The sequence below is a fragment of the Halomonas sp. genome, from assembly GCF_041689495.1.
Taxonomy (GTDB): Bacteria; Pseudomonadota; Gammaproteobacteria; order Pseudomonadales; family Halomonadaceae; genus Halomonas.
The window spans coordinates 1-13,687 of sequence record NZ_JBDNGD010000377.1 but is presented as its reverse complement, the minus strand read 5'-3'; the positions used below and the strand labels follow the sequence as shown (position 1 = coordinate 13,687).

Here is a 13,687-nt window from a genome sequence, read left to right as displayed (position 1 = left end):
TACTCCAGGTAGGTATAGCCTTCGAGTCCCGCCGAGAGGTCATCGAGAAACTCCTGTTGACGTACCTCGTCCAGGTCGCTCTTCTCCAACTGGTCCGCCAGGTTGCTGAGCAGTACCCCGGCATCGAAATTCACATAGCCAAGCACGTCGGCCACCCGGTCGCCCTGCTGATGGTGACTCAGTGACCAGTGGCCCTCTTCGTTCAGGGCGACATCCACCGAGTCGGTGTCCCCGAAGAGATTGTGCAGGTCCCCCAAGATTTCCTGATAGGCACCGACCAGAAAGAACCCCAATAATTTTTCTTCACCCTCTCGCCACTCCGGGAGCGGCAGGGTCGTCTCCACGCCCTGGCCATCCACATAGCCGTCGATACGGCCATCCGAGTCGCAGGTGATGTCCTGTACCACGCCACGGCGCTGAGGCTCCCGGTCGAGGCCCGAGAGCGGCAGCACCGGGAATATCTGCTGAATCCCCCAGACATCGGGAATCGACTGGAACAGCGAGAAGTTCACGAAGAGCTTGTCGGCAAGCTTCTCGGCCAGTTCGTCGGCGATCTCTCTGTGGGCACGGTTGCGGGTATCCAGCCGCCGGCGCAACCGGGCACAGGCAGCGAAGTAGACCCCTTCGCCCTCGGCGCGGGCCTGGATGTCGGTCATGCCGATGACGAAGCGTTCGTGCAATTCGCCCATGGCATGCGCCAAGTCATGCCAGGCCTCGACCAGGCCGCGGGGCTCCGCCTGATCATGCAGCAGGTCGTGAACACGCCACAGTTCGTCGACCTGGGGGTCGCCTTCCACCCGGCGTTCGGGGGCGTTTTCGCTCACCCTTTCCTCTCCGATCACATTGGTGATCAGTACGGCGTGATGGGCGGTGAGGGCCCGCCCCGACTCGCTGATCAGGTGGGGTGGAGGCAGTTCCAGTTCATTGCAGGCCTGGTTGAAGGCGAAGACCACATTGCGGGCATACTCGAGCATCGAATAGTTGGTCGAGCAGAAGCTGCGCGAGCGCGTGCCTTCGTAATCGATGCCGAGTCCGCCGCCCACGTCCACGGTATCCACGGGGGCACCCAGCGATACCAGGCTCTGATAGAAGCGCGCGCACTCGCGCAGGCCACTCTGGATATCGCGGATATTGGCGATCTGCGAGCCCAGATGGAAATGCACCAGTTGCAGGCTGTCGAGGGCGTCGGCCGCGCGCAGCTGGTCGACCACGGCCAGTATCTGGCTGGCGGTGAGGCCGAACTTGGACTTCTCGCCGCCGGTGTTCTGCCATCTTCCGCGCCCTACCGATGCCAGGCGGGCACGCAGGCCGATACGCGGGGCCACTCCGATGCTTGCCGCCTCCTCGAGAATCAGCGGCAACTCGGAGAGCTTTTCGACGACCAGGTAGACCCGGTGCCCCAGCTTCTCGCCCATCAGTGCCAGGCGCACGTACTCACGGTCCTTGTAACCGTTGCAGACGATCAGTGATGAGCCATCGCGGGACAGCGCCATCACGGCCAGCAGCTCGGGCTTGCTGCCTGCTTCCAGCCCCACCCGTCCGCTGCCACGTTCCTGAGTGGCGAGGATCTCTTCCACCACCCGGCGTTGCTGGTTGACCTTGATCGGATAGACGGCGGTATAGCCGCCCGTGTAGCGTTCTTCGCCCATGGCGGTATCGAAGGCGGCGCAGAGTTGCTCGACCCGGTCGTGGAGGATATCGGTGAACCGAACCAGTACCGGCAAGCGCAGGCCCGCCGCGCGCAGCTTGTTCACCAGCGGCTGCAGCGGCAGGGCGGGGCCTTCATCGTCGCTGCCCAGCGGACGCACCAGGGCCTGGCCACTGTCGTCCACATCGAAATAGCCGCTCCCCCACTGATCGATGTTCCAGGTTCTCCTGGCGCGTTGCGCCGGGCCGTTGAGGCATCCCTTCGATAGCGTCATGTGCGGACCTCGGGCAATGGAAGGGTGTCATGGTCGATACGCGCCAGCAGAATGCGCCGGAACTGCTCGGGGTCATGGGGTGTGAGGTCGTGGGCCGGTGGATCCACATAGACCACCAGGAGTCGTGACAGCCAGTAACGCAGGGCGGTCATCCGCAGCATCATCGGCCAGGCGTCGCGTTCCCCGGGGGTCAAGGGTCGGCGGGCCAGATAGGCGCGCAACAGGGTGTCATGCCGTTCGGCGTCCAAACTGCCATCCGCGTCGGTGGCCCAGTCGTTGATGACGATGGCCAGATCGAACAGCAGGTCGCCGGTACAGCCATTGTAGAAATCGATGATACCGCGCAGCTCGTCGCCCTCGAAAAGCGTATTGTCGCGGAAGAGGTCACCATGCAGGGCGCCACAGGGAAGGTCCGGGGCGTCGCCGAAGAAACCCTGGTAACTTTCCACTTCATCCTTCATCAGTGCCTGGTCATCTGGGGACAGGTAGACCAGTACCTTGTGGTGCATGGGCAGCAACCAGTGCAGGTCACGGGGATTCGGACGGCTTCCCGGGAAATGCCGAGACACCCGGTGCATCCGCCCCAGGGCATCCCCCAGTGCCTGGCATTGGGCCAGGTTGGGCGCCTTGGGGTACTTGCCCAGCAGGCGTGGAAAGAGCAGCGACGGCTTGCCGGCCAGGCTGTGCAGGGCGATGCCATGACGGTCATGCAGCGGGCCAGCCACCGGCAGTCGGTGCTCATCCAGGTAGTCCAGCAGCTCGACGAAGAAGGGGAGTTCAGCGTGCTCCCCTTGTTCGAACAGGGTCAGCACCAGTCCCCGGCGATCGGTGGTGACGAAGAAGGTAGTGTTCTCGGTGCCGGCAGCAACGCCTTCCAGGGAGATCAGCGAGCCGGCATCGAAGCCCTCGAGAAATTCTGCGACCTGCGCGTCGCTCAGTGGTGTGAATACGGCCATGTGTCTCTCACCCGGATTGCCAAGCCGCCTATTGTAGCGACTTGACACTCCGATGCACGTACCCCGGCCGCGGCGGTGGATCTGCCGTGGCCGGAACCCGGAGGCAGGGCGGCCGAGGGCTCAGAATGTCTTCAGCACCCACCGGGGAACGGCGATGCGATCACCCGACTGTCGTTCGAAGTCGCCGTCGCCGTCATCGTCGACGAGATAGTAGGAGGGGCCAACGGAGGGACGGATCTCGATGGCATAGAGTTCCCCGTTGATACGGTATTCGCGGATGATACGATCCTCCTCCTGGCGGATGGTGATATCGGGCTCAAGGTCCGAGGAGGACTGCGCGAGGGTCGGACCGGTGGCCGCGAGCGCCAGGCCTAGTGCCAGCAGCAGGGCAGGAAGAGAGCGTTGGGCGTTCATGTTGGCCTCCTGGCCGCGTCGCGGCAGATGGAGTGACTGTGCCTCCAGTGTATGTCGCCGGGGACCTCCGGCCTAGCCGTCGCGGCAAAATGCCGGCGCAATGCGTATCATGGATGACCGAAATCATCTTTCACCACGCCTCCATGGATGCCGATACATGGCCGACACGCCCATCGTTCTCGTCGACGGTTCTTCCTATCTCTACCGCGCCTTCCACGCCCTTCCGCCCCTGACCACGTCGAGGGGACAGCCGACCGGGGCTATCAAAGGGGTACTCAATATGCTCAAGCGGCTGATCAAGGACTATCCCGACAGCCCCATGGCGGTGGTCTTCGACGCCCCGGGCAAGACCTTCCGCGACGAGCTGTTCGAGCAGTACAAGGCCCACCGGCCGCCGATGCCCGATGACCTGCGCTCCCAGGTGCAGCCGCTGCACGACTGCGTGAAGGCGCTGGGCCTGCCGCTGCTGTGCATCGAGGGAGTGGAGGCCGACGACGTCATCGGCACTCTGGCTCTTCAGGCCACCGAGGCCGGCCGCGATGCCGTGATCTCCACCGGCGACAAGGACATGGCCCAACTGGTCAATGAGCACATCACGCTGGTCAACACCATGAAGGACGAGACACTGGACGTCCCTGGCGTGAAGGCCAAGTTCGGCCTGCCACCCGCGTTGATCATCGACTTCCTGGCCTTGATGGGTGACAAGGTTGACAATATTCCCGGCGTTCCGGGCATCGGCGAGAAGACCGCGCTCGGCCTATTGCAGGGCATGGGTGGGGGACTCGACGCCCTTTACGATAATCTGGAGAAGGTCGCGTCCCTCGACTTCCGCGGTGCCAAGACGATGCCGAAGAAGCTGGAGGCTAACCGCGACCAGGCGTATCTCTCCTATCGTCTCGCCACTATCAAGACCGACTGCGACCTGCCGGTGGGGCTCGATGACCTGAATATCGCCCACCCCGACCGCGAATCGTTGCGCGATCTCTACCAGGAGCTCGAGTTCAGGGCCTGGCTCTCCGAGCTGCTCGAGGGCAAGGACGACGTCGCAGGCGGCAAGGCGACACCTGACGACGACTCGAATTCCCCGGGTACCAGTGCCGCGAGAGAGGACCATGTCATTCTCAAACAGGCCGACTTCGATGCCTGGCTCGAGCGCCTGCAAGAGGCGGATGCCTTCTGCTTCGATCTGGAGACCACCAGCCTCGACTATATGCAGGCACAGGTGGTCGGGGTGGGGCTGTCGCTGGAACCGGGCAAGGCAGGCTATATCCCGCTGGCCCATGATTATCTCGATGCGCCCGACCAGCTCGATCGTCAGACCGTACTCGAGGCCCTGCGACCGCTCTGGGAGGATACAGGCAAGACCAAGATTGGCCAGAACCTCAAGTACGACATCTCGGTGCTGGGCAATCAGGGCATCGAGGTTGCAGGACCCCTGGAAGACACCATGCTGGAGTCCTATGTGCTCGACTCCACGGCGACCCGCCACGACATGGACTCCCTGGCGCTCAAGTACCTGGGGGAAAAGACGGTGAGCTTCAAGGATATCGCCGGCAAGGGCGCCAAGCAGCTCACCTTCAACCAGATCGCCCTTGAACAGGCTTCGCCCTACGCCTGCGAGGATGTCGATATCACTCTGCGCCTGCACCAGGAGCTGCGCCCCCGTGTCGCGGCGGAGGGGCGCCTGGACGAGGTTCTCGAGACCCTCGAGCTACCGCTGATCCCGGTGCTCTCGCGCATGGAACGTGCCGGGGTGGCTCTGGACCCCGAGCGACTGCACACTCAGAGCCGTGAGCTGGAGACTCGCATCCGCGAGTTGGAGGCCAAGGCGCATGAGCTCGCCGGACGCGAGTTCAACTTGGGCTCGCCCAAGCAGCTCGGCCAGATCCTCTTCGAGGAACAGAAGATCCCGGTGATCAAGAAGACCCCCAAGGGATCACCTTCCACCGCCGAGGCCGTCCTCGAGGAGCTGGCGCTGGACTATCCGCTGCCCAAGGTGATCATGGAGCACCGTGGCCTGGCCAAGCTGAAGTCCACCTACACCGACAAGCTGCCGCGGCTGGTCAACAAGGCCACCGGCCGGCTGCATACCAGCTATCACCAGGCGGTCACCGCCACCGGCCGGCTGTCGTCGTCGGACCCCAACCTGCAGAACATCCCGATTCGCACCGAGGAGGGGCGCAAGATCCGCCAGGCCTTTATCGCCCGGCCCGGCTATCGCGTCGTCGCCGCCGACTACTCCCAGATCGAGCTGCGCATCATGGCGCACCTCTCCGGCGACAAGGGGCTGCTCGAAGCCTTCGCCGAGGGCCGCGATATCCACTCGGCGACCGCCGCCGAAGTGTTCGGCGTAGCGCTGGAAAAGGTTTCCGGTGACCAGCGGCGCAGCGCCAAGGCGATCAACTTCGGACTGATCTACGGCATGAGCGCCTGGGGCCTCGGGCGTCAACTGCACATCGAGCGTCACCAGGCTCAGACCTACATCGACCGCTACTTCGACCGCTACCCGGGCGTGGCCCGCTACATGGAGCGAATCCGCACCCAGGCCGCCGAGGATGGCTATGTCGAGACGGTCTTCGGCCGGCGTCTCTACCTGCCGGAGATCCGCTCTCAGAACCGCGCCCGTCGCCAGGGCGCAGAGCGCACGGCGATCAACGCCCCCATGCAGGGCACAGCCGCAGACATCATCAAGCGCGCCATGATCGAGGTCGACAACTGGCTGGGCGGCGAGGATTTCGATGCGGTGATGGTGATGCAGGTCCACGACGAGCTGGTCTTCGAGGTCCGCGAGGCCCGGGTCGACAGCTTCATCGAGGAGGTAAAGAGACGCATGCAGGCCGCCGCCGAACTCAGCGTGACGCTGATCGTCGAGGCCGAGAGCGGTGCCAACTGGGACGAGGCCCACTGAGTTTCCTTCACCCCTTGAACGACGAGGCCCGCGGCATCCGCTGCTGGCCTTCTGCTCTGTCAGATTCAGCACGATGCAGGCCCGGTAAACGATAGCGCACCGGGCATGAGAGGTGGGCACGCCGGATGCGCCTGTCGGCTTATCCGGCCTGATCGAAGGAGCCGAGAGTGCTGCGCGAGCTTCTCGCGTGATTGCTTACCGCCAGCCGACGCGATCGAAGATGCGCACGGCTTCCGGGTTGTTCTCGCCGAGGATGCTGATGTTGAGGTCGTCCTTCTTGAAGTTGCCCCAGGACTCGAGGATCGGGTCCTTCTTGATGCCTTCCACCACCGGGAACTCGTTGTTGCCGGAGGCGAAGATTTCCTGGGCCTCGTCGGAGGAGAGGAATTCCAGGAAGCGAATGGCGTTTTCCTTGTTGGGAGCGCCGTCGACGACGCCGGCACCGCCGACATTGACATGAGTGCCGCGCCCATCCTGGTTGGGGAAGAGGATGCCGACCTGGCGAGCCGCCTCGCGGTCTGCCCCATCGTCCGACTTCAGCAGCCTGACATAGTAGTAGTGGTTGGCGACGGCCAGGTCGCAGACACCGCTCGCGGCGCCTCGAATCTGGTCGGTGTCTCCACCCACGGGGTCGCGTGCCATGTTGTCGACCACGCCCTGAGCCCACGCCTCGGCGCCTTCTTCGCCGTGGTGCTCGATCATCGAGGCCAAAAGCGACTGGTTGTAGATGTTGTTTGAGGAACGAATGCACACCTGGCCCTCGAAAGCGGGGTCGGCCAGGTCTTCGTAGCTGTCGATCTGACTGGGGTCGAAGTTGTCCCGGTTGTAGAAGATGGCGCGGGCACGTTGGCTGAAGCCGAACCATTTGCCTTCCGGATGACGCATGGCCTCGGGCAGTCGCTCGGCCAGCACCTCGGACTCGATGCTCTGGAAGATACCATCCTGCTCGGCGCGCCACAGGCGGCCGGCGTCGACGGTCATCATCACATCCGCCGGGCTCGCCACCCCTTCGCGCTTGATGCGCTCGATCAACTGATCGGAGTCGCCTTCGAGGAGGTTGACCTCGATGCCTGTCTGTTCGGTGAAGGCCTCATAAAGGCGCGCGTCGGAGTCATAGTGACGGGCGGAGTAGAGATTGACCTCATCGGCAATGGCGCCGGCGGAAAACGCCGAGCCCGCCACCAACATGGCGAAGGGAACGGCAAGACGGCGATATCTGTTCATCGTGGACTCCTGTTGGTGCTCTGGGATGGCTGCTAACCTTAATGATAATACGTCGCATTAAGTATTTTCTATTTAATAGCGCCCCTTGGGAGGAGTAAAGTCCTTTTCTCGCGTCCCGAACCGGTCGAAACGTCAGGATCCTGAGGGCGGAAATCGAATGCGAGTCAATTGCAAACGTATTTATAGGGTGCTTCGGTTATGATGGACTCACACCTCAGCACAATCGGTTGTCGCTATCCAATGATCTGCAAAATCCCTTCCCTGGACACCAGAAGCACCGCCTCCTCTCAGCCACGAGTGCTGTCGATGGAGGGTGTTCACCACGCCTTCGGTCGTCTCGATGCCGTAAGGGGAGTCGATCTGGATGTGGCCCCCGGGGAACTGGTCTGTCTGCTCGGGCCTTCCGGGTGCGGCAAGACGACGCTGCTGCGTATCGCTGCCGGACTCGAGGTGCTTCAGAAAGGACACGTCACACTCGATGGCGAGCGTGCGGTGGTGCCGCTCGGGCGGCAGCTGCCGCCCGAGAAACGCAATGTCGGTCTGGCCTTTCAGGACTCGGCGCTGTTTCCGCATCTATCGGTGCTGGAAAACGTGACCTTCGGCCTGAAACGAGAGCCCCCGAGGGAGCGAAAACGCCGAGCCCATGCGGTGCTGGAGAAATTGGGCATCGGCGACTATGCGAATGCCTATCCGCACATGCTGTCGGGTGGCCAGCAACAGCGTGTGGCCCTGGCCAGGGCGCTGGCCCCGGAACCCCACTTGATGCTGCTCGACGAGCCCTTTTCGAGCCTTGATTCCCGGCTAAGGGACCGAATCCGGGATGACACCCTGCATCTGCTCAAGTCGCTGGGGGCAGGGACCCTGCTGGTCACCCATGACCCCGAGGAAGCGATGTTCATGGCGGACCGCATTGCCCTGATGCGAGATGGGCGCATCGTGCAGATGGGAACCCCGCGTGAGCTCTACTGCTCGCCCTGTGACCCCTTCGTCGTGACCTTCTTCGGCGAAGTCAACATCCTCTACGGCAAGGTGTGCAATGGCCATGTGCAGACGCCGGTCGGCGAGGTCAAGGCCAACTGGCTCGCGGACGGTACCGAGGCCCAGGTCATGATTCGCCCCGAAGCCTTGGGTATCAACATGCTCGACGCCCCGGCCGAGGCGCATCTTCACAGCCATGTGATCATGGCCAAGTTCCTGGGACGCAGCAGCCTGCTGCATATCTGTGCCCATGGAATGGACAAGCGCGAATCGCACCTTCATGCCCGGGTTCCCGGCGTCTTCCTGCCGGAAGATGGGCAACCGCTGGATATCCGGCTCGACATGTCACAGGTGTTTGTCTTTCCCGTCGAGGCCGGCGGAGCCGGGACGGGAACGACGCATCGCGATGCTCAGCAGGATCACCGGGATCACGCCTACAGCCACGATTGCCAGTGATGCCGTGGAGGCCTGCGCGAGACGTTCGTCGGAAGCCAGGCTGTGGGCCCTGACGGCCAGGGTGTCGAAGTTGAAGGGTCGCAGGATGATGGTGGCCGGAAGTTCCTTCATGACATCGACGAACACCAGGATCCCGGCGGCCAGCAGGCTTCCCTTTATGATGGGCGTATGAACGTGCCGCAGGGTGCCGCTCGCCGTCTGTCCCAGGGTGCGAGAGGCGGCATCCATGCTGGGTGTGACCTTCCCGAGACTGGCCTCCACGGCATTGAACGACACCGCCAGGAAGCGCACCACATAGGCATAGATCAGGATGAAGGCCGACCCACTGAAGATCAGCCCGATGATGATGCCATGATTGGCGTTCAGCCAGGCGTTGATGGTGTTGTCCAGCCAGGCGAAGGGAATCAGGATGCCCACGGCGATCACCGAGCCGGGAATGGCGTATCCCATGGCCGCGATGCGCGTCGCCGTGCGCGTCAATGGACTGGAGTTCAACCGCACCCCATAGCTGAGGATAAGTGCCAGGGCCACGGCGATCAGCGCCGCAACGCTGGCCAGCATCAGGCTGTTGCCAGCGAAATCCAGGAAACGCGAACCGAGAAGCGGATCTCCCTCCTGGATGGCCAGCTGGGCCAGCACGCCACTGGGCAGCAGGGAACCGATCAGCACGGGTGTAGCGCAGGCCAGGAAGGCCGCCGTGGCTCGCCAGCCATGCAGTCGATATTCGGGCAGTTGCTGATAGCGATTCGAGGTATGGAAATACTTTCGTTCGCCTCGCGACCAGCGTTCCAGTACCACCAGCGCGATCACGAACAACAGGAGACAGGCGGCTAGCTGGGCAGCGGCGACCTGTTCGCCCATACCGAACCAGGTCCGGTAGATACCCGTCGTGAAGGTATCAACGCCGAAGTACTGTACGGCGCCGAACTCGTTCAGGGTTTCCATCAAGGCCAGCGATACCCCACCGACGATGGCGGGCCGGGCCAGCGGCACGGCGACGCGAGCGAAGAGCCGCCAGGGCCCCTGCCCCAGAGTTCTGCCGACATCCAGCACACAAACCGATTGTTCGAGAAAGGCCGCGCGCGCCAGCAGGTAGACGTAGGGGTAGAGCACCATGGTGATCAGGGTAGCGGCCCCGCCGATGGAGCGGATGGCGGGGAAATAATAGTCGCCATACTCCCAGCCGAAACTGTCGCGTAGCCAGGACTGGAGGGGGCCGGAAAATTGCAGGAAATCGGTATAGGCGTAGGCAATCACATAGGTGGGAACCGCCAGCGGCAACAGCAGCGCCCACTCGAAGAGACGCTTTCCCGGAAATCGACACATCACCACCAACCAGGCCGTGCCGGTACCGATCACCAGGGTGCCCAGGCCCACCACCACCACCAGGATCAAGGTGTTGGTCAGATAGCGTGGTAACACGGTGCTGGCGAGGTGTTGCCAGATACCATCCGTCGGCAAGAGGACGTGGGCCAGCACGACCAGGACAGGCAATGCCACGACCATGGCAACGGCAAGCATGATGACGGTCCAGGCGCTGAAGTGATTCGAAAGACGGCGCGACAGAGCGGTCAGGCGAGCAGAGGCGGGATTGGTCAAGCATGGCTCCTTGCGAAGGCCGGTCGGTGAGGATCAATGCGAAATCCTAACGCTTGCAAATATTATCAGTTAGTGTCGATACCTGCAGCTTCCCTCCCGGCAAAGTTCAAGAAAACGCCCGCCATTCATCGAATGGCGGGCGCCGATGGTCTCCCGGATTTGCCAGGGCGTCAGTAGCTGCCCAGCAGGGTCGATGGCAGGCCGGTGATGATGGCGGGGAAGAAGGCCATCAGCAGGCAGGCCAGCACGATGATCGCAACGAAGGGAATCACCGCCCGGTAGAGGTCGAGGGTCTCGACCCCCTTGGGGGCCACGCCCTTCAGGTAGAAGAGCGCATAGCCGAAGGGCGGCGTGAGGAAAGAGGTCTGCAGCACCACGGCGACCATCACTACGAACCACAGCACGTCGACGCCCATGCCATCGATGATCGGCAGCATGATCGGGAAGCTCAGCAGCACGATGCCGGTCCAGTCCAGGAACATGCCCAGGATGAAGACCAGGAAGAACATCAGGATCAGCGCCCCGACGTTGCCGCCCGGCATGGCCATCACCACCTCGTGGATCACCTCCATGCCGCCGCCGATGGAGAAGACCCCAGTGAAGGCGGTGGCGCCGACCAGCACCAGCATCACCATGGTGGTGGTCTTGCTGGCCTCGATCAGGGTGTTGTAGCAGGTCGAGACCTTGCGATCGCCGAAGATCAGGAACAGCAGGAAGGCGATGGTCACACCGATCGCCGAGGCCTCGGTGGCGGTGGCAATGCCGGTGAACAGCGATCCCAGCACCCCGAGGATCAGGGCCATGGGCGGCAGCACGTACTTGCCCAGCATCGCCAGCAGCTGGCGGGTGCTGGTCTCGGCCTGTTCCTCCGCCGGCACGAGCGGGCCATAGGAGGGCTTCAGGTGGCAGATTACCAGCACGTAGAGGGCGTACATCACGCCGAGCAGCAGGCCGGGTACCAGGGCGCCGGCGAACAGCGCCCCTACAGAGACCGGCGAGTAGCTGGCCATCAGGATCAGCATGATGCTCGGCGGGATCAGGATGCCCAGGCAGCCGCTGGCCATGATCACCCCGGTGCTGAGCTCCTTGTTGTAGCCATACTTGAGCATCGGCACCAGGGCGATCATGCCCATCACCGCGATGGAGGCGCCGACGATGCCGGTGGTGGCGGCCAGCAGCACCGAGACGACCACCACGGTCAGCGCCAGGCCGCCGCGCAGGTTGGCGAGCAGCAGGCGCATCGTGTCGAACATCTTCTCGGTGACCCCCGAGTCGTTGAGGAAGCGGGCCATCAGGATGAACAGCGGGATCGCCACCAGGACATAGTTGTCCATGGCGTTGCCGAAGATGTTGTTGATGATGATGCCGAGCGTGTTGGCGCCGGGCCCTAGCCAGGCGCCCAGCACGGCCATCCCGCCCAGCACGAAGGCCAGCGGATGGCCCATGAACAGGCCGATCAGCAGACCGCCGAACATGAACAGGGTGAGCATTTCGGGGCTCATGCGGCCTCCTCCTCGTGCAGTTGCTGAATGGCACGGATGACGATGGCAATGGCCTGGAGCAGAAGCATCACGGCGGTGACGACGATCACCGCCTTCACCGGATAGACGGGGATGGCGACCATCCCGTAGGTGGTCTCGCCACGGCTGAAGGAGCGCTCGAAGAAGCTCCAGCCCAGGGTGGTGAGCATCCAGATGAAGGGCACGAAGAAGATCAGGTAGCCGAGGATCTCGAGGGCCGCCTGCTTGCGGCGCGAGAGCAGGCGCTTGAGCACGTCGACCTCGACATGGGCATGGTGGCGCAGTCCGTAGGCGGCCATCAGCATGAAGTGGACACCGAAAAGCATCTTGGTGATGTCGAAGGCCCAGTCACTGGGGCGTCCGATGAAGAAGCGCATGCTGATGTCGTAGATCACGATCAGGGTGATCACGGCAATCAGCGGAGCGATCAGGCGACCGAATCCCTCGTTGAGGGCATCGATGGCCTTGGCAATGGCGTTCATGAGCGAGGCTCTCGTGAATCGGTGGAACACGACGATCGGCCTGCCATCCCCGAGAGGGCGATGGCAGGCCGGCAGGGCCTCCCGGGCGGGAGGCCAGGGCGAGGCCTTACATGCAGGCTTCGATCTCCTCGAGCGAGGGCAGGTCGTCGGTGACGCGGCTCATGTTGTAGGGCACCGAGACGTCACGCCAGTTGGCGTAGTGCTCCAGGTAGCTGATCATGGAGTGGTAGACCTTGGCGTGCATCGGGTCCTCGCAGGCCCCCTGGACGATCACCTCGTTGGTGATGCGCTGGATCTCGGCAAGATCTTCCTCGGAAAGCTGGTTGATCTCGGTGCCGTCCTCCAGGAACTTCACCGTGCCCTCGGTGGATTCGCGCTCGGACCAGGCCAGTGACCAGGCCATGGTGGCCTCGGCGGCGATCTTCAGCTTTTCCTGGGCCTCTTCGGAGAGGGCGTCCCAGGCATCCTGGTTGATCATCACGCCGAACACGCTGGCGGACTGATGCCAGCCGGGCACGGACCAGTAGTCGGCCACCTCGGAGAAGCCGGCCTTGTAGTCCACACCCGGGGTGGAGAACTCGGCACCGTCGACCACGCCACGCTCGATGGCCTGGTAGATCTCGCCGCCGGCCAGGGTGACCTGGGAGCCGCCGAGCTGCTCGAGCACGCGTCCCTGGTCGCGGCCGGAGAGGCGCAGGCGCTTGCCCTCCAGGTCGGCGAGGCTCTCGATGGGCGTGCCGCCACGGAAGCCGGACTCGTTGTTGGTGATGCCGTAGGGCAGGTAGACCATGTTGTACTGGCCGTAGACCTCCTGGTAGAGCTCCCAGCCGCCCCATTGCATGATCCAGTTCAGGTAATCCACGCCGTTGAACAGACTGGTGGTGGTGGCCAGCGGCGAGAAGGCCGGGCTGTAGCCGGCCCAGTAGCCGGGCCAGTCACCGGCGGCCTGGATGCTGCCGGTCTGGGTGGCGTCGAACACCTCGGTGCCGGGCATCAGGGTTCCGCCGGCGCGGAAGTTGATCGTCACCTCGTCGCCGGCGAGCTTGTTGACCAGCTCCGCCCAGTGGCGGTCGATCTGGATCAGGTCCAGATTGTCCGGCCAGGTGGTGGTCATGGTCCACTCTTCCTGAGCCTGTGCCGTGCTGGAAAGGGCGGTGAATGCCACGCCGGCGGCCAGGCTGGTCAGGGTAAATCGGGTCAATTTCTTCATGTCGGGCTCCCTTGAATG

The 13,687-nt window shown here is 63.2% G+C and carries 10 protein-coding genes; 2 read left to right on the top strand and 8 right to left on the bottom strand.

Annotated features, from left to right (window positions below; genetic code table 11):
- The 3 genes from speA to ACESMD_RS11795 all read right to left on the bottom strand — a co-directional run.
- The coding region (speA, locus tag ACESMD_RS11805) for a biosynthetic arginine decarboxylase (protein ID WP_372613373.1) at nt 1-1,922 on the bottom strand (1,922 nt) is incomplete at its 3' end.
- Entirely contained in the window at nt 1,919-2,878 is a 960-nt protein-coding gene (locus tag ACESMD_RS11800; protein ID WP_372613371.1) for a homoserine kinase, read from the bottom strand. The genes ACESMD_RS11800 and speA, both read right to left, overlap by 4 nt.
- Nucleotides 2,879-2,998: 120 nt before the next feature.
- Nucleotides 2,999-3,292, bottom strand: coding sequence for a DUF2782 domain-containing protein (locus ACESMD_RS11795; RefSeq protein WP_372613369.1), 294 nt, complete (start codon nt 3,290-3,292; stop codon nt 2,999-3,001).
- A gap of 157 nt (nt 3,293-3,449) precedes the next feature.
- Between ACESMD_RS11795 and polA the strand changes: the two genes are divergently transcribed.
- Nucleotides 3,450-6,200: a DNA polymerase I gene (gene polA, locus ACESMD_RS11790; protein ID WP_372613367.1), complete on the top strand. Its 2,751-nt coding sequence runs from the start codon at nt 3,450-3,452 to the stop codon at nt 6,198-6,200.
- A 195-nt stretch (nt 6,201-6,395) separates the two neighbouring features.
- Here polA and ACESMD_RS11785 read toward each other — a convergent pair whose 3' ends face one another.
- Nucleotides 6,396-7,424, bottom strand: a complete 1,029-nt coding sequence (locus tag ACESMD_RS11785) for a Fe(3+) ABC transporter substrate-binding protein (protein ID WP_372613365.1) — start codon at nt 7,422-7,424, stop codon at nt 6,396-6,398.
- Between the two features lie 240 nt (nt 7,425-7,664).
- Between ACESMD_RS11785 and ACESMD_RS11780 the strand changes: the two genes are divergently transcribed.
- Nucleotides 7,665-8,858, top strand: coding sequence for an ABC transporter ATP-binding protein (locus tag ACESMD_RS11780; RefSeq protein WP_372613363.1), 1,194 nt, complete (start codon nt 7,665-7,667; stop codon nt 8,856-8,858).
- Here the strand turns inward: ACESMD_RS11780 and ACESMD_RS11775 are convergent.
- From ACESMD_RS11775 to dctP, 4 genes are all read right to left on the bottom strand, one after another.
- Nucleotides 8,748-10,379, bottom strand: a complete 1,632-nt coding sequence (locus ACESMD_RS11775; RefSeq protein WP_372613378.1) for an ABC transporter permease — start codon at nt 10,377-10,379, stop codon at nt 8,748-8,750. The two genes, ACESMD_RS11780 and ACESMD_RS11775, sit on opposite strands and share 111 nt — an antisense overlap.
- 248 nt (nt 10,380-10,627) lie before the next feature.
- Nucleotides 10,628-11,959 carry a TRAP transporter large permease subunit gene (locus ACESMD_RS11770; protein WP_372613361.1) on the bottom strand — a complete coding sequence of 444 codons (1,332 nt, stop codon included), beginning with the start codon at nt 11,957-11,959 and terminating at the stop codon, nt 10,628-10,630.
- The gene (locus ACESMD_RS11765; protein ID WP_372613358.1) at nt 11,956-12,459 is read right to left on the bottom strand and encodes a TRAP transporter small permease subunit; all 504 of its coding nucleotides are present in this window, start codon (nt 12,457-12,459) and stop codon (nt 11,956-11,958) included. The genes ACESMD_RS11770 and ACESMD_RS11765 overlap by 4 nt, the downstream gene beginning before the upstream one ends.
- 106 nt (nt 12,460-12,565) lie before the next feature.
- Nucleotides 12,566-13,669 (bottom strand): TRAP transporter substrate-binding protein DctP, encoded by a 1,104-nt coding sequence (gene dctP, locus ACESMD_RS11760; RefSeq protein WP_372613376.1) that lies wholly within the window; start codon nt 13,667-13,669, stop codon nt 12,566-12,568.
- Nucleotides 13,670-13,687: the final 18 nt, after the last annotated feature.

Bases quoted from the DNA above. Each gene is read 5' to 3' on its own strand.
- ACESMD_RS11785 (WP_372613365.1), bottom strand. From the start codon at position 7,424: ATGAACAGATATCGCCGTCTTGCCGTTCCCTTCGCCATGTTGGTGGCG.
- ACESMD_RS11775 (WP_372613378.1), bottom strand. From the start codon at position 10,379: ATGCTTGCCGTTGCCATGGTCGTGGCATTGCCTGTCCTGGTCGTGCTG.
- ACESMD_RS11800 (WP_372613371.1), bottom strand. From the start codon at position 2,878: ATGGCCGTATTCACACCACTGAGCGACGCGCAGGTCGCAGAATTTCTC.
- ACESMD_RS11770 (WP_372613361.1), bottom strand. From the start codon at position 11,959: ATGAGCCCCGAAATGCTCACCCTGTTCATGTTCGGCGGTCTGCTGATC.
- dctP (WP_372613376.1), bottom strand. From the start codon at position 13,669: ATGAAGAAATTGACCCGATTTACCCTGACCAGCCTGGCCGCCGGCGTG.
- polA (WP_372613367.1), top strand. From the start codon at position 3,450: ATGGCCGACACGCCCATCGTTCTCGTCGACGGTTCTTCCTATCTCTAC.
- ACESMD_RS11795 (WP_372613369.1), bottom strand. From the start codon at position 3,292: ATGAACGCCCAACGCTCTCTTCCTGCCCTGCTGCTGGCACTAGGCCTG.
- ACESMD_RS11765 (WP_372613358.1), bottom strand. From the start codon at position 12,459: ATGAACGCCATTGCCAAGGCCATCGATGCCCTCAACGAGGGATTCGGT.
- ACESMD_RS11780 (WP_372613363.1), top strand. From the start codon at position 7,665: ATGATCTGCAAAATCCCTTCCCTGGACACCAGAAGCACCGCCTCCTCT.